24 protein-coding genes are annotated in these 25,704 nt (G+C 44.6%); 2 read left to right on the forward strand and 22 right to left on the reverse strand.

Annotation, left to right across the window (positions count from 1 at the left end; translation table 11 throughout):
* Nucleotides 1-46: 46 nt before the first annotated feature.
* The 4 genes from R2S67_RS07815 to R2S67_RS07830 form a co-directional block, all read right to left on the reverse strand.
* Nucleotides 47-1,333, reverse strand: a complete 1,287-nt coding sequence (locus R2S67_RS07815) for a TRAP transporter large permease subunit (RefSeq protein ID WP_005394731.1) — start codon at nucleotides 1,331-1,333, stop codon at nucleotides 47-49.
* A gap of 12 nt (nucleotides 1,334-1,345) precedes the next feature.
* Entirely contained in the window at nucleotides 1,346-1,885 is a 540-nt protein-coding gene (locus R2S67_RS07820) for a TRAP transporter small permease subunit (protein WP_047009966.1), read from the reverse strand.
* Nucleotides 1,886-2,000: 115 nt separating this feature from the next.
* Nucleotides 2,001-3,092, reverse strand: a complete 1,092-nt coding sequence (locus R2S67_RS07825; protein WP_005394734.1) for a TRAP transporter substrate-binding protein — start codon at nucleotides 3,090-3,092, stop codon at nucleotides 2,001-2,003.
* Between the two features lie 414 nt (nucleotides 3,093-3,506).
* Nucleotides 3,507-3,911, reverse strand: coding sequence for a hypothetical protein (locus tag R2S67_RS07830; protein ID WP_005394736.1), 405 nt, complete (start codon nucleotides 3,909-3,911; stop codon nucleotides 3,507-3,509).
* Nucleotides 3,912-4,184: 273 nt separating this feature from the next.
* Here R2S67_RS07830 and R2S67_RS07835 point away from each other — a divergent pair, with 273 nt between their 5' ends.
* Nucleotides 4,185-4,850, forward strand: coding sequence for a DUF2982 domain-containing protein (locus tag R2S67_RS07835; protein ID WP_258659006.1), 666 nt, complete (start codon nucleotides 4,185-4,187; stop codon nucleotides 4,848-4,850).
* 18 nt (nucleotides 4,851-4,868) lie between these two features.
* Here the strand turns inward: R2S67_RS07835 and R2S67_RS07840 are convergent, their stop codons facing one another.
* The 15 genes from R2S67_RS07840 to nrfB form a co-directional block, all read right to left on the reverse strand.
* Entirely contained in the window at nucleotides 4,869-5,525 is a 657-nt protein-coding gene (locus tag R2S67_RS07840) for an MBL fold metallo-hydrolase (protein ID WP_048625699.1), read from the reverse strand.
* A gap of 95 nt (nucleotides 5,526-5,620) precedes the next feature.
* A complete protein-coding gene (locus R2S67_RS07845; protein ID WP_048625700.1) occupies nucleotides 5,621-6,169 on the reverse strand; it encodes a DUF882 domain-containing protein in 549 nt (182 codons plus the stop codon).
* Between the two features lie 166 nt (nucleotides 6,170-6,335).
* Entirely contained in the window at nucleotides 6,336-7,877 is a 1,542-nt protein-coding gene (locus R2S67_RS07850) for a murein L,D-transpeptidase (protein ID WP_065646586.1), read from the reverse strand.
* A 141-nt stretch (nucleotides 7,878-8,018) separates the two neighbouring features.
* Entirely contained in the window at nucleotides 8,019-9,101 is a 1,083-nt protein-coding gene (locus R2S67_RS07855; RefSeq protein ID WP_317343105.1) for a DUF1513 domain-containing protein, read from the reverse strand.
* Entirely contained in the window at nucleotides 9,082-10,119 is a 1,038-nt protein-coding gene (locus R2S67_RS07860; protein WP_074191508.1) for an imelysin family protein, read from the reverse strand. Before R2S67_RS07860 ends, R2S67_RS07855 begins: the two co-directional genes overlap by 20 nt.
* A gap of 10 nt (nucleotides 10,120-10,129) precedes the next feature.
* Nucleotides 10,130-11,512, reverse strand: a complete 1,383-nt coding sequence (locus R2S67_RS07865) for a di-heme oxidoredictase family protein (RefSeq protein WP_317343108.1) — start codon at nucleotides 11,510-11,512, stop codon at nucleotides 10,130-10,132.
* 97 nt (nucleotides 11,513-11,609) lie between these two features.
* Complete coding sequence (locus tag R2S67_RS07870) at nucleotides 11,610-12,872, reverse strand: imelysin family protein (protein ID WP_047009973.1); 1,263 nt, start codon at nucleotides 12,870-12,872, stop codon at nucleotides 11,610-11,612.
* A 176-nt stretch (nucleotides 12,873-13,048) separates the two neighbouring features.
* Nucleotides 13,049-13,705 (reverse strand): GTP cyclohydrolase II, encoded by a 657-nt coding sequence (locus R2S67_RS07875; RefSeq protein WP_005394759.1) that lies wholly within the window; start codon nucleotides 13,703-13,705, stop codon nucleotides 13,049-13,051.
* A 216-nt stretch (nucleotides 13,706-13,921) separates the two neighbouring features.
* Complete coding sequence (locus R2S67_RS07880) at nucleotides 13,922-14,098, reverse strand: hypothetical protein (protein WP_005394761.1); 177 nt, start codon at nucleotides 14,096-14,098, stop codon at nucleotides 13,922-13,924.
* 146 nt (nucleotides 14,099-14,244) lie between these two features.
* Nucleotides 14,245-14,655 (reverse strand): heme lyase NrfEFG subunit NrfF, encoded by a 411-nt coding sequence (gene nrfF, locus R2S67_RS07885; RefSeq protein WP_005394762.1) that lies wholly within the window; start codon nucleotides 14,653-14,655, stop codon nucleotides 14,245-14,247.
* On the reverse strand, nucleotides 14,642-15,175 hold the full coding sequence (locus R2S67_RS07890; protein WP_041852916.1) for a DsbE family thiol:disulfide interchange protein: 534 nt from the start codon (nucleotides 15,173-15,175) through the stop codon (nucleotides 14,642-14,644). Before R2S67_RS07890 ends, nrfF begins: the two co-directional genes overlap by 14 nt.
* Complete coding sequence (locus R2S67_RS07895) at nucleotides 15,153-17,057, reverse strand: heme lyase NrfEFG subunit NrfE (protein WP_317343112.1); 1,905 nt, start codon at nucleotides 17,055-17,057, stop codon at nucleotides 15,153-15,155. The genes R2S67_RS07890 and R2S67_RS07895 overlap by 23 nt, the downstream gene beginning before the upstream one ends.
* A 9-nt stretch (nucleotides 17,058-17,066) precedes the next feature.
* Nucleotides 17,067-18,038, reverse strand: a complete 972-nt coding sequence (gene nrfD / locus R2S67_RS07900; RefSeq protein WP_317343114.1) for a cytochrome c nitrite reductase subunit NrfD — start codon at nucleotides 18,036-18,038, stop codon at nucleotides 17,067-17,069.
* Complete coding sequence (gene nrfC, locus R2S67_RS07905; protein ID WP_012841634.1) at nucleotides 18,035-18,721, reverse strand: cytochrome c nitrite reductase Fe-S protein; 687 nt, start codon at nucleotides 18,719-18,721, stop codon at nucleotides 18,035-18,037. Before nrfC ends, nrfD begins: the two co-directional genes overlap by 4 nt.
* A gap of 1 nt (nucleotide 18,722) precedes the next feature.
* On the reverse strand, nucleotides 18,723-19,325 hold the full coding sequence (gene nrfB, locus R2S67_RS07910; protein ID WP_012841633.1) for a cytochrome c nitrite reductase pentaheme subunit: 603 nt from the start codon (nucleotides 19,323-19,325) through the stop codon (nucleotides 18,723-18,725).
* A gap of 467 nt (nucleotides 19,326-19,792) precedes the next feature.
* Here nrfB and nrfA point away from each other — a divergent pair, with 467 nt between their 5' ends.
* Entirely contained in the window at nucleotides 19,793-21,202 is a 1,410-nt protein-coding gene (gene nrfA, locus R2S67_RS07915) for an ammonia-forming nitrite reductase cytochrome c552 subunit (RefSeq protein WP_411057358.1), read from the forward strand.
* An 87-nt stretch (nucleotides 21,203-21,289) separates the two neighbouring features.
* Here the strand turns inward: nrfA and R2S67_RS07920 are convergent, their stop codons facing one another.
* From R2S67_RS07920 to gyrA, 3 genes are all read right to left on the reverse strand, one after another.
* The gene (locus tag R2S67_RS07920) at nucleotides 21,290-21,844 is read right to left on the reverse strand and encodes a hypothetical protein (RefSeq protein WP_104971905.1); all 555 of its coding nucleotides are present in this window, start codon (nucleotides 21,842-21,844) and stop codon (nucleotides 21,290-21,292) included.
* 41 nt (nucleotides 21,845-21,885) lie between these two features.
* Nucleotides 21,886-22,509 (reverse strand): cytochrome c, encoded by a 624-nt coding sequence (locus R2S67_RS07925; RefSeq protein ID WP_006743142.1) that lies wholly within the window; start codon nucleotides 22,507-22,509, stop codon nucleotides 21,886-21,888.
* Nucleotides 22,510-22,632: 123 nt separating this feature from the next.
* Nucleotides 22,633-25,353, reverse strand: coding sequence for a DNA topoisomerase (ATP-hydrolyzing) subunit A (gene gyrA / locus R2S67_RS07930; RefSeq protein ID WP_005394780.1), 2,721 nt, complete (start codon nucleotides 25,351-25,353; stop codon nucleotides 22,633-22,635).
* Between the last annotated feature and the right edge of the window lie 351 nt (nucleotides 25,354-25,704).

A 25,704-nucleotide genomic window follows, 5' to 3' on the forward strand; every position in this document is an offset into this window, starting at 1 on the left:
AAGGTAAAAACTCTCAGTTCACAAAATCTCTTTTATTATCGAGTGATCAACTCATGCCATAAAAGCCTGGGAAAAACAGCAAAGAAGCCAACACGACAATTTGAATCGCGATAAACGGCATCACACCTTTGTAAATATCTCGCGTAGTAACACCTGCTGGTGCGACGCCTTTTAGATAGAACAAACTAAAACCAAATGGCGGTGTTAGAAATGACGTCTGTAAGTTCATTGCGATAAGAATCGCAAACCACGTCATATTAATGCCCATCAACTCAGCGACCGGCGCAATAATTGGCACGATGATAAAACAGATTTCAACGAAGTCGATAAAGAAACCTAAAATCAGAATCACCACCATGGTAATGATGAGGAAGCCCCACTTTTCTCCAGGCAATTCTAACATCCACTCTTCGACTAGATAATCACCGCCAGTGTAGGTAAATGCCATTGAGAAGGCGGTTGCCCCTAGCAAAATAGCAAAGACCATTGCGGTTACTTTAACGGTTTCTTTCGATGCATCATAAATCATCGACCAACTAAACTGCTTATACAGTAACGACAGAACTATCGCACCAGCACCGCCCAGAGCCGCTGACTCTGTTGGCGTTGCAATCCCAGCAAAGATGGAGCCCAATACCACAATGATCAGTGCTAGTGGCGGTAAAACGGCTTTCAGCGCGGTGAACACTTCTTGCTTTCGACTAATCGACTCATCGCGCTCTATCGCCTGTGCCGCTTGAGGATTCAACTTCGCATAAATAAGAATGTAGATAACATAGGCGCCGACGAGCGTGATACCGGGCCAGATTGCAGCTTGGAATAAGTCCCCGACCGGAACACCGAGTACATCCCCTAACAAGATCAACACGATAGAAGGCGGGATAATTTGTCCCAAGGTACCAGACGCACAAATAGTCCCGCACGCCAAGCCTTTGTCGTAATTGTATTTAAGCATCACAGGCAATGAGATCAACCCCATAGCAACAACCGATGCGCCGACTACGCCCGTTGACGCGGCAAGTAATGCGCCAACTAATACTGTCGAAATAGCAATACCACCACGGACGCCGCCAAACAGACGTCCCATCGACTCAAGCAGTTGCTCTGCAAGCTTCGTCTTCTGAAGTACTAGTCCCATGAAGACAAACAATGGTACGGCCATTAGCACCGTATTTTCCATAATGGATTGAATACGATATGGCATGAAAGCAAACATCTCGATGCCTTCAGCCCAAACACCAAAAATCAGTGCAATACCGCCAAAAGTAAAGGCAACGGGGAATCCCAATAAAAGCGCAAAGAGCGCGACAAAAAACATCACTATACCGATCATAATGACTTCCTTTTACGACTTACCGTTATTACCGGCATAGATAAGATGAGGGTTAACAATCTTGTTGATCGAATGCAGCAGCAGTCCAATGCCACTGACTGCCATAAAGAAAAATGACAGCGGAATCATCGCTTTGATGATCCAACGATATGGCAATCCGCCTGGATCACCAGACGTCTCGCCTAGCGCGTAACTTTCTTTGGCGAAATCGACACCAAACCAAGCCACCAGTAGGCAAAAAGGGAATAAGAAAAATAGCGTGCCTATGATGTCGATGATGGATTGTGCTTTGTAAGATAAGCGTTCATAAAAAATGTCGACGCGAACATGGCCACCAGACTTAATCGCGTAAGGCACACCAAGCAGAAATACGGCGGAGAATAGATGCCATTCCATTTCTTGGAATGCAATGGATACATCGTTGAATACATATCGCATCACAACGTCGTAAACCACATTCACCAACAATAAAATAAACAGGATGCTGGACAACCATCCGAGAAAATCGCTAAAGCGGTTAAATAATCGCTCAATATAAATAAGACTTCTCATTCCGAACTCCGTGGAACGTTTGGATACGCTCCGCTATGGTGCGGAGCATTCATTATGAAGTTTTCTTGGGCTTCGTTCGCAGGCTAAACCTCTCGGCGTCGCCTGCGTCATAACGTTATTGTTGAGCTTGACTGTTTAAGTAAGCTCGGTGTGAAATGTCTGACCAAGGTCGAACTTGATTCATGTAGTTCGCTTGCGACTCTTGAATCTCTTTCGCCAAAGCATCTTTTTCTGCGTGCTCTTTCAACAAACGATCGTTTGCTTCTCGCAACGCAGCTACTACTTCAGGCGGGAAGTCTTTGACTTCAACATTTGGGTATTCAGATTTGATAGATGCCCAGTTTTTGCCACTTTCGTGTTTCGATTGCGTGTACATATCGTAAGCGGCGGTTTTCATTGCTACTTGTAAAATCGCTTTTAGATCATCAGGTAGACGGTTCCAAGTACGCTTATTAACAAGGAACTGAAGCTCAGTTGCTGGCTCATGCCAACCTGTGTAGTAGTATGGCGCGATTTTGTGGAAGCCCATGCGCAAGTCCAATGATGGACCAACCCACTCCAAGGCATCAATTGTGCGACGCTCTAGAGAGGTATATAGCTCACCAGGGGCGATATTCGTTGGTTTTGCACCTAACTCTGCCAAAATCTCACCAGCAAAACCTGGGATACGCATTTTCAAACCCTGCAAATCCTCGACGGACTTGATCTCTTTCTGGAACCACCCGCCCATCTGAGTATCGGTATTACCGCCAGGGAAAGACATCAAATTATGTGGAGAGTACACCTTCTCCATCAGCTCCATACCACCGCCGTAGTAAAACCACGCATACTGCTCAGTTGGTAACATCCCGAAAGGCATAGAAGTGAAGTAAAGTGTGTTTGGAACCTTGCCCTTCCAGTAGTAAGACGCCGAGTGGCCCATGTCGTATTGACCAGACTTAACCATATCAAACACCCCAAAAGGCGCTTTGTGCTTGTTTGCGGAATCAATACGGATTTGCAGACGCCCGTTGGACATCTCCTCTGCCATTTTTGCCATGTTTTTTGTCGCATCACCAAAAATAGGGAAGTTAGGTCCCCAAGTTTCAGCAAGCTTTAAACGATAGACTTTTTCAGCAGCATTTGCAGAAGTCACAACGAATGTCATCGCGGCAACGACAGCGGTTGTTTTGAGCACTCGTTTTAAAGATTTTTGGATTAGACTCATCGTTCACGTCCTTTATCACCAAGGTTATTGTTGTCATCCATTTCATTAGGATTGGCTGTATTCGGTATAAAAGATGTAACAATGTTGTCGAATGCGAAATGGGCATGAACACGGAAGCGAGTAATTCATCAATAAGACATTAGCCTTAGGTATTACGTATAACTACGTAGGACAGCTGTTATGCGACAAGTTTAACCATCATAAAATTAATGAGTTACTTTTCCCTTAACGATGTAAAAAGAAAAATGATACGTACGTACTTCTCTGCCAAAAAATTTACATAGTATTTAAGAAAATGTGACAAAGCACTTATTGGCAGCGTTAAAATCAATACCTAATGGATTACTTTCAATACGAAGATAAAAAAATACCCCGGCATTGGCCGAGGTATTCAAGCTAGAACGGTAGCGGTAATTAAACTGCTTTGTAGATAACTTTGTTACCTGCTAACTGCTCTTTTTGAACTAGGTTTTCTTCAAGAAGCTTCTTCAGTGCGCCAGTAGCCCATGATGCCGCTTTAGTATCTTCTTGACCTGCAGCTAGACCAATGCCTTTAGGGTTAATACCTTCAGCATTTGCTACAACGATGTCTAATACTTGTTGTTGCTTAGGAGTAAGGGCAACATCAACTGTTTTCACTGCAGCTACTTTTTTCTCAGCTACTACTTTCTCCGCAACAGCTTTTTCAGCAACAGAAGGTGCTACTGCTTTTTCGGCAACAGGCTTCACTGCTTTAGGTGCTGCAGCTAAGTTTGCTACTGTCGCTTTAATGCGTTTTTGCAGTTTCATCTGCACTTTACGCTTATGAGCAAGTCTCATTGAATATTTCTCCAGTTCACTGCATCTCAGCAGGGATGAAAATTTGAAGCGCGTTTTATACCAAAATTCACAAGCAATTTGTAGGTTTTAGCGGCGAAACGCGATGAAAAATGCGCTCAAAGCATAGAACGTCTACTATTTAATCAGATATTTTATGAACGGATTTATTGAATACTGGGTATAAAAACAGAGGTTTCTTTTATTTCAAATGCAAGTCAATGCACATTTAGTCATCCACGCATTTTTGATCAAGTATTCGATGAGGTTATAAGCATGGAAACGCTGCACCTAACAAATTCACATTTCAAACCCGACTCCCCTATCAACAGAATACTTTTGTTGCTCGTTGCACTGATAACCTTGTTTTTGGTTGTCATTTCTCCGGGATGGAAGCAAGCCATGTTGTCGGTCATTTTGATGTCTGCAATTGTTGGTTTCGCCATCTTGATGATCAAAAAAAGCCAAGTCACTTTTACGCTGACAGCTTCTCACTTCCAACAACACCTTTTTAAAGGCGGATGGGTCGTCCGATGGCGAAATGTTGAGTCAATAGGTATTTGTAGCTACCAGCAGGAAGGGTGGCATCAGCCGCTACCTTGGATTGGTATTCGTCTAAAACACTACTCACCTTATTTGGATTCGATCTGCCCTCGTATAGCGACAGAAATTCTCCTTAGCCAACGCGCACTACTTTATTTAGGTGCGAAGCAAAATCAGTGTGAAGATAAGTTTGAAGATATGGTGCTTGATCCTAAGCCATACATAAACAGCAATGGGATTGAGTATAAAGGCTTACTGGCGATGCTCGCCAACCGTATGAAATATCAAAGAGGATTTTACGGCTACGATCTGTTTATATCAGCCAGTGACCTAGATCGTGAAGCAGAGGATTTTGTGGGACTGACTCGGCGATACTTAGCTGCCGCCGAGCCAGAATAATGCTTACTACACGCGCTTTTAGTAAAGCGGCATCTCGTCAGCAACGAACGGGTTAGTTTTACGTTCGTGACCGAAAGTCGATTGAGGGCCGTGACCAGGGACAAACGTGACATCATTGCCTAAAGGCCACAGTTTCTCTTTGATAGAGCTAATCAAGGTATTGAAATCACCTTGTGGGAAGTCAGTTCGGCCAATGCTACCGTTAAACAATACGTCGCCCACAAACGCCAATCGCGCTTCTTCACTATAAAGAACAACGTGACCAGGGGTATGACCTGGTGTGTGGAATACCTTTAATACTTGATTACCAAATGTGACAGTGTCACCCTCATTTAACCATTGATGCGGTTCAAAAGCTTCAGTCAATGGGAAACCAAACATTTGGCTTTGCCCTTCTAGACCTTGTAGCCAAAAATTATCCGCTTTATGAGGACCAATGATCTCAGTACCACCAAGCATTGCAGCCAGCGGCTCTGTTCCGCCAACATGATCTAGGTGACCATGGGTTAGCACCAAGTTGACGATCTCGATGCCAAGCTCTTTAATGAGCATAGCAAGTTGCTTTTCGTCACCGCCTGGGTCAATAACGATGCCTTTCATCGTTTCATCACACCAGACGATAGAACAGTTTTGAGAAAAAGATGTCACTGGGACAACTTGGTATTTCAGAGCCATAGAAAACCTATTACCAAACAAATTTGCGTTAAAACTGGCGCAACTATGACACTAACCCCATGCGACTTCAAGACCTGCTGAGGCTTACTATTGACTTACCAAGAACGCACAGCACCTGTATCGATATGGACAAAGTTACTACTTGGATAATACCCAACACCACCAGCTTTCAAGCTAATTGCTGCATCGCGTACAGTAGACAATTTCACTCCATCAAGACGGAAGTCTATGGCCTTACCTTCCATGTGAAGACTTTTCTTTGCCACTCCGCTAGCCCCTTTACGCAGGGACGCATTGGTCAAAGGCGAACGGTAACCAGAAATTACAATGACTTCTGCATCTGTACCGATCAGCTTTTGAATCTGGCTGATTTGATCGAACAAGCGTCGATCCATCGGATGAACTTCGTTTCGACGGTGATCACGACAAAACTCATTCAGCTTTTTTAGTTCATCATCAAGATAGCGTCTACCATCGAAATAGCATGTTTCAAGGAGCTCTCCAGTATTAAGGTTGTTCATCGCCAACTCACGTGGCTCGTCAGGGAATGAAGCCCATGAAATCGATGGCAAGGCAGATGCCAATACTACGCCACCAGCGGTCATTTTAAGGAAATCTCGGCGGGAAAAATTACGACTTACCATTTCAAAAAACAATGCTCAATAACTAAACAAGTCGCGGACATTACCCAAACACATTTGTCACGTCAAATGCATAAATCGCTCCACCCTAATTTTAAGATGTGGTGATTAACGCTTAATTATTGAACAAACAGAAGATTCTTAGTTTTGTAAATTTTATTTAAAGATTTCAACTACGGTGATCGTATTTATAGATATCATCTCGGTAGTAAAGTGTTCCCTCTTCTAGCCATGCGGTTTGATAAATAATGTGCACTTGGATGCGTTCTCCTAAAGGAACCGACGTGTTAGAGCGACGCGTACTTTCCCGTTTTTTCGCTAGGCGTTCTTCTAATCCCTGAGTTTTGAATAAGAGCTCCGCCAGTTGGTCGGCATGTTCAACGCGGACACACCCGGAACTGAATGCGCGTCTATCTCGTTCGAACAAGTTTTTACTTGGCGTATCATGCAAATAGATAGCTTGGGGGTTTGGCATATTAAACTTATACAATCCCAATGCATTGTGTAAGCCCGATGCCTGTCGCATACGATAAGGAAATGTTCTCGGATTCACCGTCGCCCAATTGATGGTTGTAGGGTCAATAATTTCGTTTGACGTCCAAGACCGGATGATTTGAATGTTATGGTTAATCAAATACATCGGATTACGTTTCACTTTAGGAATGATGTCTTTCACCATTATGGTCCATGGCACATTCCATGTGGGGTTGAGAATGACGGAGTCAAGAGTCCCCGACATGATTGGTGTTTTTCTTGAGGCTCTGCCAACCACAACTTTAGACTCGAACAACGGTTGACCATCGTGCCAATACGTTACTTCGTATCCAGGTACATTTACAAAGACAACATTATCTCTGTCTTTGGACCAAATCCTTGAACGTTCTGAGTTCAGCGCCAATAGATGCAATCGTTCTTGAGGAGAAAAGTTGATCCATCGAATGGTATTCGGGCCAATCACCCCATCCTCTTTCAAGCCATGAATACGCTGAAACTCTTTCACCGCTAACTCTAATTCTTCATCATACTGTTGGGTCGTGATATCTAAATACGATACATCCACACCAACCACTTCCATACGCTCAATCAGAAGCGGTTTATTTTCTAATTGGTCACCGACACGGGCAAGGCCCGTTTGTTCATAGATTGGATATTGATACTGAGCGTGCTCGGATAAAGAGGAGTAAGCGGAATAAAAAGCTTCGTCCGTTTGTAAAGGAGAACGAAGACTTGCTAAGAATTGACTAAGTTTGCCTACCGTAATTTCGTTACTCAGTACGGACAAAGTATCGATGCTAGGAGCAGGTAAAATCACGTGGGCTTTGTTTGCAAATAACCAATTGATACCTTCTTCAGGGAGCTGCTCGAGATAGCTGAGATACATCAAGAGTGAATCTGTCATTACCAAATCAAAGTCGAGGTTATCTCCCTGCCATCGAACTTGGTTTATACGATGGAGTTGATTCTCGAATTCGTCCGTGACGCCAGCAAGAGCAACCAGGTTTACTTGAAAAAGAAACTGCTCAATATCGCTTTCATTTTCCCAGTTCAAACGGTAATTAGTACTTTGATAAAGCTGGTCAATCACCTCTGGATAATGGATCATTTTTTCGACAGACAGCTTTTGTACCGCTCCCTCTTGCTCTGTTTGTGCAGAAGCTTCGAGAGAAACGACGGTAGAAAAGCTGAAAAACGGCACCATAAGTGCCGTCATGATTAAAACCCTAGCAAACACTGAAACGATCCTTGCGCTACTTGCCATAATGAAAAGTATGGCAAATATCTCACAGCTTGCAGGTTTAAAATTAAGAATCTGATGTCGAAATTAACATCAAGTTTCTTTATCTACTTGGGTTCAAACAATCTTTGACCAATGGTTATCCCATTGAACACCACTAAAAGAAGCGCTTTCATGTGTCGTTGGCCTTTGCTCAATCACTTTGCCAGCACCAGAGCTGACCCTGAATTCCTTTCCATATGTCACCACTCCCGATGCATCTGGCAAAGCACTTAACTCAACCAACTTCCCTGTAGCTTTGGACCATATCCCATAACAACTGCCCGGAGGAGAAGTCGCAAGGATCCATTCATCCGTCGCCGCGATACTCGCGACATAGTGATTAAATCTCGCCCACTCTTCGGGTTCCGCATGCAAAGATTGCATCACGCCTCCACGAGTGTGCATCGCAAGTAAAGCTGGGTATTCATCCGGCTCTCCACGATATTGCTGACCACACAGTACCGTCTCTGCACCATCATGCGCTAAATGACGGATGCTCAACTTATGATCTGGTAAAGAGACTTGATCCAACAGCTCACCTTCTTGTGAAAGGTAACTCAGGCTTGGTCTCATGCTATCAAGATTGAGCGGTTCACGGCCGTTGGTGTGTACGCCACCGACGCCAATCGCTAATGCGCCATCAGGCATCATGATCACTTCATGAGGGCCAAGGCCAAAACCCGTTAACTCATCGATTTTTTGATATTTCTTTTGCACATCATAAACACCGATGATCCCACGGCTTGTGCCCCTTTCTCCTTCTGTCGCAAATAGCAACGTGCCGTCACGGGAGTAAACACCATGACCATAGAAATGGCGATCCGGTTTTGCTAGCTGCAGCTTGATCATCTGCTCAGAGCGATAATCAAACACCATGAAGAAAGTTCCTGGTCGACGACCAAAGACCACAGCGTGACCTTGTGGGTTGGTCGCCACACCATGACCACGCTCAGGAATCGGCAACGAAGATAGCGGCATACCATGCTCATCGGCCACTACCGCTGCGTATTTATCTCGGCCGATGATTGAGCAGCCAATCAACGCTGGTTGACGTGAACGTGTTGAAGCACAACCAAATGGCATCATAGGTGCGGCCGCACCAAAGAGTGCGGCTTTCAGTAAGGTTCGGCGGGTTTGATCAGTCACCATCGGTTGCATTAAATCCTATAACCACGCCAAGCTCGATCGCCACCTCTTCATGGATCAAGTACTTCAATTGCTCTAGCTTATTGTATTGAGCGAGTACCATGCGGTAGCCTTCTTTACTTTGTAAAGCCGTGAACAAACTCTTATCTTCCGGCCATGTTTCCAACGCCATTTCAAACTGGTGAACAACACGGTCTGCGAGACCTGCATGGCCTTGCTCTCTTAGTAGAGTATCTAGACCATTACCGTTGGCAAGATACAGCGCTTCCATTGCTTCAAGGTTTGCTTTTAAGTTTGAAAGCGACGTCTCTGAACGCCAAGATTCAGAAAAGTAAGGACGAGGCTGACCAATTTTAGCTAACGGTCTGCTCAGCTTTTTCATACTGTAGTCAAGCTGATTAGAGAGCAGCGAAATGTATTCGGATTTCCATTCCGTCATCTCTAACGACTTCCAAGGATTTTGTGCCCAAGAATCTGCGATGATCTGCGCTTTGTTCTCTAGGTTTTCAGCAATTGCAACACCTGTCGCACAGGTATTGCTGTTGCTAGATAAGGTCGACGCTTTATCGTAAAGCAGCCATTCTAGTGCACCTAGGCCTTGTACAGTAACACTTTGCGTGGAGATCTTTTCCGCACTCCAAACTTGGTCAGATTTCGTCAGCACAGACATTTTTCGGCCAGTGGTGTTCTTTTTATCTGGCCAAAACTGGACATTCCAACTTTGCTCCAACGCCGTAGCAGGGCCACGCTCTTGACCTTGTAATGCCATCCACGTCAGCATAGTTTGGTGCCATTGCTGTTTTACTTGCGCATCATCTTTCGTCTCTGATGAGCAGTAATCCGCGAAGCTTTGTTCAAGTTCTGTGGTTTGCGCTAAAAACGTCTGCGCAGATTGAAACTCAACTTCGTAGACCGCTTGAGAAATATGACTTGTACTCTCAGGCTTGGCAGAGCTTGAACCGACTGTCGATTGGCAACCAACCAAACTTAACGTTGCGGCAATCGCACTCACTAACAGTGTTTTTTTCATGGTTGCTTCCTTATAGAGAATTCAGAAACGCAATCAATGCATCACGTTCTTTTTTGTTCAGTGCTAGCACGTTTTGTTTGGCCGTTTCCGCTTCACCGCCGTGCCACAATACCGCTTCCATCAGATTACGGGCGCGGCCATCATGTAAGAAGTAACTATGCCCGTTTACTTCTTCGGTATAACCAATGCCCCATAGGGGTGCCGTTCGCCATTCACGGCCGTTTGCTAAGTACTCAGGACGGTTATCGGCTAAACCTTCACCCATGTCATGCAGAAGCATGTCTGTATATGGATGGATAAGCTGCTCAGAAAGCGCTGGTAACTCTGGTCGCTTCGCCGTTTTGACACTGGTCTTATGGCAGCTTTCACAGCCAGAAGCCGCAAAGATTTTCTGACCGAGTTTCACGCTAGGATCGTTCATATTTCGGCGAATAGGTACGGCTAAGTGCTGGCTGTAAAACTCAACGAAGTCGAGAATATTTTCACTCACTTCGGGTTTGCCGCCATTTGGCATGTCGTCACAAATACTTTGTTTCGAGGTACAGTTTTCATTGGGGAATAAATGGCTCGTCAGACCCACATCACCATTGAATGCTGCTGCATTTTGCTGCATTAACGTCGGTTGTCCGGCTTTCCAGCCAAAACGACCAATCGAGAAGTCGTCCTTCTCAATATCCCAAACCTTGTTTACTTTACCTGAGATACCGTCTTTATTTGCATCTTGTGCATCAGCCCATGCAAGTAGCGTTTCGTCAGGAATACTCTCTAACAAACCAAGGCCGATCATTGGCGGTGCAACACGCGCTGAAAATTCCGTATCAGGGTGCATATCGCCGTAACCTAGATCGGTAATATTCAAATGAGGTTTTCTTAGTGTCACCGTCGTGCCGTCTTTAAACTTCACTGGCACATCGGTGTACGTGATTTCGATTTTTCCTTCTGGCGTTTGATCTTGCAGGGCAAAGTCTTGGAGCTGGCCGCCATAAGTCGGCTCAGGTATAACGCCGTCTCTGATGTACGCTGTTTTTTGTTCTGACGTCATCGCAGGGATGCTCAAACGCACTAACATGGACACCGCATGCAAATCATTTTGCTCTGGAGGATGACCACGACCATCTTTGATGTGGCAGTTTTGACAACCATTTGTATTGAAAAGAGGTCCCAAACCATCTCTGGCATCGGTAGACGCTGGCGCTTGTACCCAAGGGTTGCGGAAAAAACTATTGCCCACGCTAAAATCAAGACGTTTACTCATAGGAAGGTTCGCGGCAGGAAGAGAATACGCGTTGGCGCCTTCTTTTTTCACGCTCGTTTGTCCACCAGATTTCACATCATACGCGATAGCAGTAGAAGAAAAGATCACGGCCAAGACCGAAATTAAGTAAGGCTTCATATCATTGCTCTAAAACACAACAAGAGGGGTGGGATAACAGCGAGTTAAAACGGTAAAGGGCTCAAACGAGCCCTTTCAATTATTTTTTGTACTTTGATTAAAACTCGTGGTCAGCAGTATCAGGGCTTAGGCTATCAATGCCAATGATACCCGCAGCACGCTCAATTGAACCGGTTTGAGCAACCAATGACATGATGGTGTCATTCACTAACGTGTTGCCTTGTGCATTACCCGCTGCAATTAACTGGTCGAAGTGTTGGTTGTTCTTCTCCGCAGACGTAACCAATTTACCAACTTGATTACGCGTAACATCAAACTGCTTCTGGATCTCTTTAGCTGCTTGTTTGTCTTTTTGAGCCACTAGGTCAGCAATACTCGGACCAGAAAGCAATGTGCCGTCTTCACGCTTGTAAAGACCTGTGTAAACGTTATAGATGCCCTGCTCGTTGTAGTAATGAGAGTTGTGCGTATTGTCTGAGAAACAATCGTGCTCATCTTCTGTCGAGTTTGCTTCCAACGCCACCTTCATGCGCTCACCAGCAAGCTCACCTAAAGACAATGACCCCATACCGAACAACATTTTACGTAGGCCATTATCAGCAGAATCATTAAGAAGTGTTTCACGGTAGTTGCCTTTCACTTCCGCAGACCACTGTTTTTCCATCCATTCAAGGTCTTGAACCAGTAGATCGGCTGCCGCTTTTAGGTACTCACCACGACGGTCACAGTGACCATTCGTACACTCAGAACCGACAACGAAGTCTGTGTAAGCGCGCTGACCTGCGCCTGCGTTTGTGCCGTTTAGGTCTTGACCCCAAAGTAAGAATTCAATCGCGTGGTAACCTGACGCAACGTTTGCCTCAGAACCACCTACTTCGTTGAGATCCGCTAGCAATTCTGGAGTAATTTTTGAAACGTCTAGTTTAGAAGCACCAATCTGTAAACTGGTGTTTGCGATGATGTTTGCAGCAGCGCCTTCGTTACCGAGTTCATATTGGTAATCTGTCGCTACGTAGTCAATTAGGCCTTCATCAAGTGGCCATGCATTTAACTGCCCTTCCCAGTCATCAACAATCGCGTTACCAAAACGGAATACTTCAGATTGTTGGTACGGAACGCGAGAGTCTAGCCACGCTTGTTTTACTTCTTCAAGCTTATCCGCTGATGGCGATTTTAGAAATTCGTCGATTTTTACGTCGAGCGTTTTCGCCGTTGTCACTGAGTCAGCAAAGACTGCATGTGCAACGTCTGCATAATGTTCAACGACTTGTTGTTTCGTTACTTGGGCAGCAACGGTAGAACCACTGGCAATGAGGAGTGATGCAGCAATAGATTGGACTAAAACTGTTTTTGCATTCATCTGAAGCATCCTTGTTGAGCAATTTATTTGTTTTATTCGTAGTGCTAATTATTCTTATTTGCACTATTAGTCACGAGATAATACAAATTTACAATTTATTTTCAACTCTAGATACAAAAAAAGCCTCATCATTGTGAGGCTTTTAACATGCAAAACTGATAATTTAATAAATAAAATCAGAATTTTAGATTGTGCTTACCATGAGAAACTTTTGCTTTTAGGTAGCTTTCATTACCATCTTTAATATGTGCAGAGGTATTGACAACCTCAACAATCTCGATGCCGTATTCTGCTAATTCACGGATTTTCTTAGGGTTGTTGGTCACAAGGCGAATTTTACTTACACCTAATGCTTCGAGCATTTGCGCTGCTTCAGTGAAATCACGCAGGTCATCGTCAAAACCCAAATGGTTGTTTGCTTCATAGGTGTTCATACCTTGGCTTTGCAAACGGTACGCATCAATTTTGTTGTATAGACCAATACCACGACCTTCCTGACGTAGGTATAAAATAATACCGCCAGATTCGCCCATGCGTTGAATGGTTTCTTCTAATTGCTCACCGCAATCACAACGGGATGAGTGAAAAACATCACCAGTAAGACATTCTGAATGCATACGCACCAAAGGCGTTTCTTGCGTTTGATCCGCTTGCCTAAAGATAACTGCCACATGCTCTTTATCTGTCTTCAGGCCACGAAAAGACAGGATTTCAGCATCGATATTACTTTTAGCCCCGACTTTAAAATCTACTCTGGCACGTACTTCCGCCATATCTATACTCACTCGATTTATTGCTTGATGCGCTTGATGCGTTTTCGTTATTGCATTCATGGGATTCACTCATTGCTCTTCAACTATGGGGATTGATACCGCATTTTTCAATATAGAGATCACAATTGAGAGCAGTTATCCCCTAAAGACAGCCAAAGAGAACAACTCCCCGCGCTGACGAATTGTTATAGTATAACAATTTTGAAAAACTACAATAAAAAACCCCAGACAAATTTTGTCYGGGGTTGATAATGAGTTGTATGTAGGGGTGATGATTTAATGTGTTTGGCTACGTTTCCAAACCGTAAGCTCTATCCATACCGCTTCGAGTTCTTGAATTTCTTCTTCGGTTAATACGGCGAGAGACGATGTAACTTGAGGCAGTTTCGAGGTTTGCAATGCACGAATCTGCGAATAAAAGTCTTTTTTTAACTGTAATATAACTGAATCCACTGCGTGCACCTACTTAGTTCTTTTATTACTTCTCCAGCTCAAATCGTTGATTTTCTTTATACTGGAATCTTCATAAATTCGGAAAAATGATAACATTCTGTTTGTTATCTGCACGATTTATTTCCCATAGTGGAATAGTGGTCACATTATTGACGCTTTATCATTTTGATCGAAAATAGGATAAAAAAGATCAAAAGTAATAGAGGAAAGATCCACAACGCTGCTGTCGAATAATTAAATGGTGGCTGATACAAAACGATATTCCCATATCTCTGAACCAAATAATCTTTTACCTCTTGATCCGTACTTCCTTCGTTTACCATCGAGTACACTTTCAATCTTAAATCTTTAGCGGCTTGTGCATTAGATTCAACAAGGTTTTGGTTTTGACATTGTGGGCATCGCAAAGCCTTGGCTAATGCATTTGCTCTTTGTTGCAGTTCAACGGAATGAAATTCAAACAGATCAACATGCTGCGTAATTTGCTCTGCTTTGACCCAAGAAGAACACAAAGAAAACAAAACAATAATGAAGTAAGCATATTTAAAGTGAGACATTAAAATACCCCGAAAATAACGAGTTCCATTTGTCTATTGTTAACTTACCTCTATATTTGATCAAAACATTGCCATTTTGATCAATTAAGTAAGTTTCAGGTGTTCCTATTACACCAAGTTCAACCGCCAGTTGCCCATTAGGATCGGATATAACTTCGGTATATGGATTGTGTGAAGAGCTCAAATAGCGTTTAGCCGCGCTTTCTTTATCTCGATAGTTAAGACCAACGATGGGCACACCTTGTCGAGCTAAGTTGAGCAAATCATCATGTTCTTGTTTACAAACCCCGCACCAAGACGCCCAAACATTCAATAGCACATAACCTTGATTTTCTAGTACTGCATCGGTGATTCGATTGCCTGAAATGAGTGAGTAAGCGGTAAAATCTGGGATAGATAACATACGATTTTGTTGTATTTCTACGTTTGGTCTATCGGATAATGCCATTGTCGCGGTGACAAAAAAAATCGCAACTAGCAATATGAGAACGATCAGTTTAAGCGTATTTTTCGATCTCATTACCTTTTCCCCTTAGATTCATCATACTCCCCAAAGCACTTATTACGATTAAAGCGCCACCAAACCATATCCACCAGATACCCGCCCGATATTGCACTTTAATTGCGTAGGCGCTGTTGTCGATCTTGTCACCCAAAGTGATGTAGTAGTCTCCATGCCACAGTGATCGAATAGCGGGCTCGGTCATATTCATCACGCGTACAGGGTAATGCCGTTTCTCGGGTTGAAAGTTCAGCGCCTTACCGCTCTCCAAATAAAGATCAACACTTCCCTGTTCTGCGGTGTAGTTCGGCCCAACTAACCATTCAATCCCATGGTAATCAACGGTGATACCCGCTTTTTGATACGAGCTACCAGGCTCTGCCCGTAAGTTGTATTCATACGAATAGTCACTATTAAATACTGCCCCGCTTGCCCCCAACGCAAAGCCAACATGAGCAAGAAACATAGGCATTAATTTGCTCTTGTTTTCTGCACAAAACAGCAATAGCACATGAGAAACCACTACCCACGTCGCTAATACCAGAGTAATCAAAGTCGTTATATGAAGCTCTTTAGTAGCAAAAACGAAAATAGCGCTAACCGCAATAACATGAATACCGACAAACCCAATGGTTTTAACGGCATGAGGACTGGCTCCTTTCGTCCACTTCAACACGGGCATAAAGGCGAGAAAGGTCAGAGCAAGTAATGTAAGGGGAAAAACGAGGCTTTTAAAGTAAGGTGCCCCAACGGATATATTACCCAAGCCAAGCAGTTGATAAAGCATTGGGTAAAAGGTACCGAGGAAAACAATCGCCATACAAACAACGAGAAGTCCAATAGCGATGTATACCATGTAGGCACGACTTATTAACGAATCGAGCGTAAAACGAGGAATATGTAGCCCTCGCATAATGAGCACACCAAAGGTAACAATCACCAAAACGCTAAGAACAGCAAGAAGTACTACACCTTTGGTTGGATCAACCGCAAACGCGTGTACTGAGGTTAATACACCCGATCTCACCACAAATGTGCCGAGAATACTCAAACTGAACGTCGCAAAAGCCAATGCGTAGGTGCTCCAAATTGCTCCTTTATTACGCTTCGACAACACACCGCTATGCAGTAGTGCGGTACCCATTAACCAAGGCAGCAAAGACGCGTTTTCTACCGGGTCCCAAAACCACCACCCGCCCCAACCTAATTCATTGTATGCCCACCAAGAACCGATCAAAATTCCAATTGTTAGCGTACCCCAAGCAAAGAAAGCGGCACTACGGGCAACACCATACCATTCATTTATAGGTCGTTTCGCTAATAACGCAGCTAAGGCGAACGCCAGTATCGCGGCATAACCAACGTAACCCAAATACAACAGCGGTGGATGAATAATAAGCCCGATATCTTGCAACATCGGATTGAGATCTCGTCCCTCCAACGCTAGTGTCTGAGCATACTCAAAAGGATTGGACGTGGTGAGGGTAAACCAAGCGAAAATAGCAATAAGTAAGTTCATGATACCCAAGCAATCGCCTGTATATTGAGTGCAAACTGGCGACTTGATAGCAATAAAAGACGCCCATAAGCTCAACGTAACCACCCAAAACAACATAGACCCTTGATGGCCGCCCCAAGCAGCTGCAATCTTAAACGCGATAGGTAACTGGCTGTTCGAGTGTGTAACCACATACTCAAGCGCAAAATTATCCTGAATAAAACAGACTATCAAAAGCGCCAAACAAACTAAGGAGGCTAAGCTGATAATATGAGACGTTGCGGTTTGGTGTGGCAACACTCCCTTCTTCCGCAGCGTAAAGCAAACCCAATGCAGCAGCGTCGCACATGTCGATGCGACAGCCACCAATATCAACAAAAAGAAACCGAGCTCAGCCTCCATTTTGCCTCCTTACACGATGGTCATTTGACCGGCATAGAGAATGAAAGTACGCAGCATGAGTACGCCAACCAAACTCAACGTTGTGACCGCAAAAACGTAACTTCCCCTATGACGAACTTCAGAAGGCGTCAACCAATTAAGAGTCAAAGGCGTTATCATGCCGATGAGCACCACCCCAACCCAGAACCACTGAGCCCAGAACCCACTCGAAATGGCATTCCAAGCCGCGGCTTCATTTTGCCCGCCACTAAAGATAAGCCCAGTAAAGAATGTCACTAAGACAAACAGCTCAAACAATACCACTGGGCGTTCAAATCCGTGCACCCAAGACACACTAGGGCTGCTGGTCGACTCTTTAAACGCCAAGATGCCGAACATCAAACATGCTGCTGCGCCAGATGACAAACTAGAGAATAGGAATAAGATTGGCAGTACTGGATTGTTTAGCATTGGGTAAGTCTTCAATGCAGACAATAAAAAGCCGGTGTATGCCGCAAGCACGATGGCTAAGAAGCCCAAGAATAATTCAATTGCGTTGTTGGCTTTCCCCGCCTTAATCAAAATGCCATCAGCAAAATCCAGCAGTTTGCTTGGTAACTTCCCTTCACAAAAGCTGATGATTTGATGGCGGAAGATAACGCCGATCCAAACAAACAGCACTAGCATGTACACTTGGAACAAGATCACGCCCATCGACATTACCGACGTTGGGTTGTAGTAGATCATGATCTTCCAAAACTCTAAAGGCTTGGTTAAATGGAAAATCAAAATTACCAACCCAGCAATGATGCCAAATGGTGCGAGCCAAGCCATCGCTTTCATGATGCCGTTGTTTGCGGGATCACCTTCAATCACTTTGCGTTTTAAATAGATAGAAATCATCACCGCACCTGCTGACATCCCAGCGAGGAATAAGTAAATCGCAATAATCCAATCCCAGACTAACGAGTCAAAGTGGAATGCACTTTCGAAGCCGTTCATGATGACACCTCCCCTTTACTATGCGGAATTTTGTACAGTTTAGGCTGCGTACCTAAATGCGATTTATCGCGATAGACAACATGGCTTTCGATAGCTTTGCTCACCTCGCTAGCTGGGTCATTTAAATCACCAAAGATGAGTGCTTTTGTTGGGCAAGATTCCACGCAAGCTGGCTGCTTACCTTGCGCCAGGTTGGTATCGCGGCAGAAGTTACATTTATCCGCAGAGTGATCGACTGGATTAAAGAAGCGCACTTGATAAGGACAAGCAGCAAGGCAATAACCACATCCGACACATTTCTCTTTGTGTACATCCACAATGCCCGTCGCTTCATCTTTGTATGCTGCGCCTGTTGGGCACACATAGACACATGGTGGATTATCACAGTGCTGACAGGATTCGCGAGTAAACTGGTATTCCACATCTGGGAATTCGCCAATCGGTTCACTGCGATGAATTTTAAGTCGCGTCACGCCTTCAGGGACTTTATTTACTTCGCGACAAGCATCGGTACAAGCGGTACAGCCAATGCAGGCATTTTCATCATGAACCATACCCATGCGCTTCGCTTGTTCACTGTTGCTGGCATAAAGAGAGGAGCTAACAACGGAAGTGCCCGCAACGCCTGTAGTTAAAATCAACGCACCGCTGCTAGCTAAAAAGTTTCTTCTCGAACATTTCATGCTATCTCTCCTCTTCTTTGGCAAGTTCAGGTTCGACGGCAAATTCAGAGTGACAATCCACACACTGCTTAATCAGCTGTTTTCTGTCATAAGACAAAGCTTTGGTTTTTGCGGCATGAACATCATGACAGTTTGAACAAGTGAGATTCTTGGCGTGCACATCGTGCGTCCAATGCTTTTCTCTTAACTTAAGTGGCGCGTGACAATCCACACACTGGCTATTAGCTTTGAGAATCAAGCTTGGGTCAAGGGACACTTTGTCGTGCACCGCTTTCGATTGCGCAGCAGAAAACTTAATCACATCGGGTGCACCTTCACGGTGATCAGGGCCGATGTTGCTGTGACAGTTAGTGCAATTGAGCTGCTTACCTTGACTCAATAACGCTTGCGAATCATGCGATAGATTCAGAGTATCTTTAGCATCCTTATGACATTGAAGACATTTATAGTCTCGGTCACGGATCAACTCGACTTGATGACGCTCAGCTTGAGCACCTTCAACTGGCTCTGAAGAAGTCGCATGGGCGGCGGTGAAAAAACCATAGATGGCAAAGATGAAGAGAAATTTCAGCATTGTCTCTATGGTCAATTTTATATTGCCCATATTTTTCTTTCCTTAGCTCGATAATAATTGATAACTCTTATCAACTATTATTTGAGCAACAATTAATTTCCTCTGAAGATATTTTTACACCTTCAAATGACATCAATTCTTATTTTGGAAAGCCACAACGCTAAACCTGTATTTATAATACCTCTATAATTCCTAAGAGGTAGAATCACATGTTCAAAAAGCGACCTTAATCACCTTATTTTTAGAATGGTTATACCCATAACACGCTGTGATTAAAGGGGATTACAACATACCACTTTAGGGGTATTTGAACTTAAACATGATTAAGATCACTAGCATAAATTGATCTAAAACAAGGCCAATTTCGGTCACTATTTCATCTATTCAATTCACTATTAATATTAACGATAGATCTCCGATTCTTATTTGGAATAGCTCCTCACAACGCTGCTAATAAAAACGAATATGGAGATAACACCGTGAGCATAAAACACTGGATGAGCGCACCTATCGCGGTTGCGACCTTATTCGCCAGCCAATTATTTTTGGTTGGTGCTCCTTTGGCGGCAGAGGATACTGGTCTCATAGAGCCTCGCAATGATACCTTTGAACAAAACCACCCTGACCAATATCACTCTTGGAAAGCCACATCGGAAAGCGAGCATATTGAAGATGCCTTAAGTGAAGACCCAAACATGGTGATCTTGTGGGCTGGTTATGGTTTTGCTAAAGACTACAACAAAGCGCGCGGTCACTTTTACGCGCTTGATGATGTGAGGCAAACCCTCAGAACTGGCGCACCAGCAGACGAAAACTCCGGGCCAATGCCGATGGCTTGTTGGAGTTGTAAAAGCCCAGATGTCGCCCGCGTAATTGAAGTGCGCGGTGAAGACGGTTATTTCGAAGGTAAATGGGCGCGCTTGGGCTCAGAAATCGTCAACCCTATCGGTTGTTCCGACTGTCACAATACGGGTTCTGAAGCCTTCAAGAAGGGCAAACCCGCACTGGCACTGACTCGCCCATACGTCGAGCGCGCTTTTGACACCATCGGCAAAAATTTTGACCAACAATCTCGCTTAGATAAACAAGCGTCAGTCTGCGCTCAATGTCATGTCGAGTACTACTTCACAGGTCCGACTAAAGCAGTCAAATTCCCATGGGACATGGGGACCAACGTCGCTGATATGGAGAAATACTACGACGCGTTGAACTTTAAAGATTGGACGCACGCCGTTTCTAAAGCACCAATGCTCAAGGCACAACACCCAGGTTTCGAAACTTGGAGAGCGGGTATTCATGGCAAAAACAAAGTGGTGTGTGTGGACTGTCACATGCCTAAAGTAACCAAAGAAGACGGTACGGTATACACTGACCACAAAGTGGGTAACCCGTTTGATCGTTTTGAAGACACCTGTGCGCAATGCCATACTCAAACCAAAGAGCAGCTACAAGGCATCGTTTCGACTCGCAAAGCGCAAGTACTAAACATGAAGCTAACCGCCGAGAAGCAAATTGTGGCAGCGCACTTTGAAGCTGGTGCAGCATGGGAAGCAGGGGCAACAGAAGAAGAGATGCAACCTATCCTACAAGATATTCGCCATGCACAATGGCGTTGGGACTACGCGATTGCTTCTCACGGTGTTCACATGCATGCTCCTGAGGTAGCACTTGAAGTACTCGGTACCGCAGTTGATCGCGCTGCTGACGCTCGTACTAAGTTAGTTCGTTTACTGGCAACAAAAGGTATTACTGACCCAGTTCAAATTCCAGATATCTCGACCAAAGCAAAAGCGCAACAAGCACTAGGTATGGATATGGAAAAGATGAACGCAGACAAGAAACACTTCCTAGAAACGGTGGCACCAGAATGGGATAAAGCAGCTGCTGAGCGCGAAGCAACGTACTGATCAGTATCGATTACACTAGGTTAAATGGATAAAACGAAGGGCGCACGTTGCGCCCTTTTTGTTTGATAGAAGGCAGAGGAAAACAGATTAGCGACGAGGAAGTCTCGGCCTAGGCTGAATATGTGGACGTGTTTTAGGCATCTGCACATTTGGGCGTGTAACTGGGCGCTGGATCTTCGTTTCCGGCAATGCTTTTCTTTGTTGAAGCTTTTCTGCCACGGCTTTGTCTTGTAAAGCCGTAGGCTCGATGCGCTCGGGGCGGTTCTCCCACTTGGTTTGAATCTCCTGCTTTTGCTCGTCAGGCAGCGATTGCCAATGATCGTCAAGCTGTCGCTTCATGTTATCGATATTGGCGGACATATCATCGTCTTTCCAATCTTCGACTTTGTCTTTGATGGATTGCTGTTGCTCTTCATCCAAGCCATTCCACCACTCTTCTAGTTTCTCTTTGTATTCATCGTCGTTGTCGCAACAACCCGGATAGTAATAAATCCAGTAGTCGTCATGATCGTACCACCAAGGGTCGTAATAACCGGAAGAGTAATAAACCGTAGATGAGGTGCCAGAATGTTCGGAAGAGCTACAACCCACTAACACGGAGCCGCACAGCACCACAAATATTCCGAACGCTTTATTCTTCATTCGTCCCCCACCTTTCTTCTACTACTTATTAGAGTCTACGCCTACAACAGCTCTTTCGCTTTATTGATCGAGTTAATAATTTGTACTCGATCTAAGCTTGGATCGTTCGAGTCGAGTAATAGCACCCAAGTATCAATGGCTTCCTGAAAGCGGAATGACAGAAAATGATCATTGGCAATCAACGACAAAGCCGCTTCATTATGCGGTTCTATCTGCAAAGCTTGTTCTAGAAGCAAACTGACTTCTTGCGTCATTGATTGCTGGTGAATGTAGTATAAGGTCGTTGCTTTCGCAGCAAGTTGCGTGGCACCGACTGGCTCAGTTAGTTGGATGGCGTAATCAAAACAAATCAGTGCGCCATCCAGTTCTCCCTCTAGCAGGTAGCCCTGCCCTAACTGAAACCACAATTCGGCATTGTTTGGGTCTTCACGTAATTGGTCTTGAATTTCCTGCATGATATCGCGAGCAGTCATCATTCGAGAGACTTCAGCTTGAATAGGTTGTGGAGGAGATTGACGCAACAATAAGAAGCTAGCGCTGGTTAACACTAGTACCAAAGCACAAAAACCGAACCATTGTGCCGCTCTTACTCTTGAAGCGCTGAGCGATAATACGACGACGAATAATCCCATCAAAGTGATGGCAATGAAAAACCAAACAGACATAACGCGCTCCCTAGACAAACTGAGTATTAGTGTACTGGTTTAATGCTTGTATTGCGTTGATACAGGTACAAAAAAGCCGAGCAACTGAGGCTCGGCTTTTTACATTAGAATAGTAACGAAAGATTACTCTTCGTTACCTTCCTCTGCATCATCAGCGGCTGGCGCTTCTGGAGTATCTTGCTGCGTATTTTCGTCTGTTGACTCTAACGCTTCTGCTTCTTCACCAGCAGGCAGCTCTTCGTCATCAACTTCTTCAATACGTTGCAAACCAACAACAGATTCGTCTTCCGCAGTACGGATAAGCGTTACACCTTGCGTGTTACGACCAACCTGGCTAACTTCACCCACACGAGTACGTACTAGTGTACCAGCGTCGGTGATCATCATCATTTCATCACCTTCAACAACCTGGATAGCACCAACTACCGGGCCGTTTCGCTCAGAAACTTTGATAGAAACGACACCTTGAGTGCCTCGACCTTTTGTCGGGTACTCGCTCAGCGCTGTACGTTTACCATAACCGTTTTCTGTAACCGTTAGGATGTCGCCTTCGTGCGAAGGAACGATAAGTGATACAACTTGGTCATTTTCAGCCAGTTTCATACCACGAACACCAGAGGCAGTACGACCCATAGGACGAACACCTTTAAACTTGATCTCTGGCTGACCATTCTCATCAAGAACTGGCTTACCATTTTCGTCAAGTACTGGAATTTCTTCTGCTTCTTTAAAGCGAACCACTTTACCCGCTTTAGAGAACAGCATGATTTCGTTTTCGCCGTTAGTGATATCCACACCGATTAACGAATCGTCTTCACGTAGGTTTACCGCAATCAGGCCATTTGAACGAACATTTGCAAATTGGTTCAACGGCGTTTTCTTAACCGTACCGTCACCTGTTGCCATGAAGATGAATTTGTCTTCAGAGAATTCATCAACACGCAGAATCGCGGTAATGCGCTCACCTTCTTCTAGTGGAAGGATGTTCACAATTGGCTTACCACGAGCAGTGCGGCTCGCTAGAGGCAATTGGTAAACTTTCAGACGGTATGTTTTACCGCGAGTAGAGAAACACAAGATGTTATCGTGGGTATTCGCCACTAGAAGACGCTCGATATGGTCTTCATCTTTCATCTTGGTCGCACTCTTACCTTTACCACCACGGCGCTGTGACTCGTAGTCGCTCAGTACTTGGTACTTAACGTAACCACCGTGCGATAGAGTAACCACAACGTCTTCACGTGCGATCAGCTCTTCCATGTCGATATCATGGCTCGCAGCTGTGATTTCTGTACGACGAGCATCACCAAAGCCGTCACGAACCGCTTCAAGTTCTTCGCGGATCACTTCCATCAAACGCTCAGTGCTTGCAAGGATATGCATGAGCTCAGCGATTTCTTCTAGAAGTGTTTTGTATTCGCCAAGAATCTTCTCGTGTTCTAGACCTGTTAGTTTGTGTAGACGAAGATCTAGGATAGCTTGTGCTTGTTGCTCAGTCAGGAAGTACTGACCATCGCGAATGCCGTATTGAGGTTCTAGCCATTCAGGGCGTGCTGCATCTGTACCAGCACGCTCTAGCATTGCTGAAACGTTGCCTAAATCCCAACCACGAGCGATAAGACCCGCTTTTGCTTCAGCCGGTGTTGGCGCCTTACGGATAAGCTCAATGATTTCATCAATGTTGGCAAGCGCTAGCGCTAAACCTTCAAGGATGTGGGCACGTTCACGCGCTTTACGTAGTTCGAAAATAGTACGACGAGTCACAACTTCACGACGGTGATCAACGAAGCACTTCAACATATCTTTCAGGTTGAATAGCTGTGGTTGCCCATTGTTTAGGGCCACCATGTTGATACCGAAAGTGGTTTGCAACTGAGTCTGAGCGTATAGGTTGTTTAGAACCACTTCGCCCACAGCGTCGCGCTTACATTCAATAACAATACGCATACCGTCTTTATCTGACTCGTCGCGTAGTGCACTGATGCCTTCAACTTTCTTATCTTTAACTAGCTCAGCGATCTTTTCGATCAAGCGAGCTTTGTTTACCTGGTATGGGATCTCAGTGACGATGATGGTTTCTTTACCATTCTTCTCCACTTCGATGTCCGCTTTCGAACGCATGTAGATTTTGCCGCGACCTGTTTTGTACGCGTCTACAATGCCTTTACGACCGCTGATCAGCGCCGCCGTTGGGAAATCAGGACCAGGAATGTAATCCATTAGTTCATCAATAGTGATTTCTTCGTTATTGATGTATGCAAGACAGCCATCAATCACTTCGCCAAGGTTATGAGGCGGAATGTTGGTTGCCATACCTACTGCGATACCAGAAGCACCGTTAACCAATAGGTTTGGAATTTTAGTTGGAAGAACCGCTGGGATCTGCTCAGTACCGTCGTAGTTTGGTACGTAGTCTACGGTTTCTTTGTCTAGGTCAGCCAATAGTTCGTGGGCAATTTTTGCCATTCGAACTTCGGTGTAACGCATTGCCGCAGCAGAGTCGCCATCAATCGAGCCAAAGTTACCTTGACCATCGACCAGCATGTAACGAAGCGAGAACGGTTGAGCCATACGTACGATTGTGTCGTACACAGCACTATCACCGTGTGGGTGATATTTACCGATTACGTCGCCGACAACACGGGCTGATTTTTTATATGGTTTGTTCCAATCGTTGCCTAGTACGTTCATCGCGAATAAAACGCGGCGGTGTACTGGTTTTAGGCCATCACGCACATCTGGAAGAGCACGACCTACGATGACTGACATCGCATAGTCTAGATATGAACCTCTAAGCTCATCTTCAATGTTTACGGGCGTGATCTCTTTAGCTAAATCGCTCATAGAGCCATTATCCCTCTATTATCTGATCGTAATTACGATACGTGTAAGGTGCAAAAATATAACACACAATTCATCACTTCGGCATCACTTTCCCTCTCCTTTTATCAGGTTGTGAGCTTGGTTATGAATCAAATGTCGAGAATTTGCACACTCATCCCATATCTTTCTGATTAGTGGTTATATTTCGGTCAACATTGAGCAAAATCGGACTCTGTACGTATAAAACCGAGGTGAAATCGTTAATCCCAATATATCCACACAACGTCAAAAATGCAGGTTTTAGAGTATTGTCACTGGCACTAGTTCAAGGGTGAACCGAAAATAATGCAAGCGTTTTCAAAGTTACAGAAA

Source organism: Vibrio sp. T13N (assembly GCF_032970445.1).
Taxonomy (GTDB): domain Bacteria; phylum Pseudomonadota; class Gammaproteobacteria; order Enterobacterales; family Vibrionaceae; genus Vibrio; species Vibrio diabolicus.

What these genes read in the sequence shown, in the direction of transcription:
- R2S67_RS07830 (WP_005394736.1), bottom strand. Translation starts at nt 3,911, where the DNA reads ATGAGACTTGCTCATAAGCGTAAAGTGCAGATGAAACTGCAAAAACGC.
- R2S67_RS07855 (WP_317343105.1), bottom strand. Translation starts at nt 9,101, where the DNA reads ATGCAACCGATGGTGACTGATCAAACCCGCCGAACCTTACTGAAAGCC.
- R2S67_RS07860 (WP_074191508.1), bottom strand. Translation starts at nt 10,119, where the DNA reads ATGAAAAAAACACTGTTAGTGAGTGCGATTGCCGCAACGTTAAGTTTG.
- R2S67_RS07845 (WP_048625700.1), bottom strand. Translation starts at nt 6,169, where the DNA reads ATGGTAAGTCGTAATTTTTCCCGCCGAGATTTCCTTAAAATGACCGCT.
- nrfA (WP_411057358.1), top strand. Translation starts at nt 19,793, where the DNA reads ATGAGCGCACCTATCGCGGTTGCGACCTTATTCGCCAGCCAATTATTT.
- nrfB (WP_012841633.1), bottom strand. Translation starts at nt 19,325, where the DNA reads ATGGGCAATATAAAATTGACCATAGAGACAATGCTGAAATTTCTCTTC.
- R2S67_RS07925 (WP_006743142.1), bottom strand. Translation starts at nt 22,509, where the DNA reads ATGTCTGTTTGGTTTTTCATTGCCATCACTTTGATGGGATTATTCGTC.
- R2S67_RS07920 (WP_104971905.1), bottom strand. Translation starts at nt 21,844, where the DNA reads ATGAAGAATAAAGCGTTCGGAATATTTGTGGTGCTGTGCGGCTCCGTG.
- R2S67_RS07820 (WP_047009966.1), bottom strand. Translation starts at nt 1,885, where the DNA reads ATGAGAAGTCTTATTTATATTGAGCGATTATTTAACCGCTTTAGCGAT.
- R2S67_RS07870 (WP_047009973.1), bottom strand. Translation starts at nt 12,872, where the DNA reads ATGAATGCAAAAACAGTTTTAGTCCAATCTATTGCTGCATCACTCCTC.
- gyrA (WP_005394780.1), bottom strand. Translation starts at nt 25,353, where the DNA reads ATGAGCGATTTAGCTAAAGAGATCACGCCCGTAAACATTGAAGATGAG.
- R2S67_RS07815 (WP_005394731.1), bottom strand. Translation starts at nt 1,333, where the DNA reads ATGATCGGTATAGTGATGTTTTTTGTCGCGCTCTTTGCGCTTTTATTG.
- R2S67_RS07825 (WP_005394734.1), bottom strand. Translation starts at nt 3,092, where the DNA reads ATGAGTCTAATCCAAAAATCTTTAAAACGAGTGCTCAAAACAACCGCT.
- R2S67_RS07890 (WP_041852916.1), bottom strand. Translation starts at nt 15,175, where the DNA reads ATGAGATCGAAAAATACGCTTAAACTGATCGTTCTCATATTGCTAGTT.
- nrfC (WP_012841634.1), bottom strand. Translation starts at nt 18,721, where the DNA reads ATGAAATGTTCGAGAAGAAACTTTTTAGCTAGCAGCGGTGCGTTGATT.
- R2S67_RS07865 (WP_317343108.1), bottom strand. Translation starts at nt 11,512, where the DNA reads ATGAAGCCTTACTTAATTTCGGTCTTGGCCGTGATCTTTTCTTCTACT.
- R2S67_RS07840 (WP_048625699.1), bottom strand. Translation starts at nt 5,525, where the DNA reads ATGGCTCTGAAATACCAAGTTGTCCCAGTGACATCTTTTTCTCAAAAC.
- nrfF (WP_005394762.1), bottom strand. Translation starts at nt 14,655, where the DNA reads ATGTCTCACTTTAAATATGCTTACTTCATTATTGTTTTGTTTTCTTTG.
- R2S67_RS07850 (WP_065646586.1), bottom strand. Translation starts at nt 7,877, where the DNA reads ATGACGGCACTTATGGTGCCGTTTTTCAGCTTTTCTACCGTCGTTTCT.
- R2S67_RS07835 (WP_258659006.1), top strand. Translation starts at nt 4,185, where the DNA reads ATGGAAACGCTGCACCTAACAAATTCACATTTCAAACCCGACTCCCCT.
- R2S67_RS07895 (WP_317343112.1), bottom strand. Translation starts at nt 17,057, where the DNA reads ATGGAGGCTGAGCTCGGTTTCTTTTTGTTGATATTGGTGGCTGTCGCA.
- R2S67_RS07875 (WP_005394759.1), bottom strand. Translation starts at nt 13,705, where the DNA reads ATGAATGCAATAACGAAAACGCATCAAGCGCATCAAGCAATAAATCGA.
- nrfD (WP_317343114.1), bottom strand. Translation starts at nt 18,038, where the DNA reads ATGAACGGCTTCGAAAGTGCATTCCACTTTGACTCGTTAGTCTGGGAT.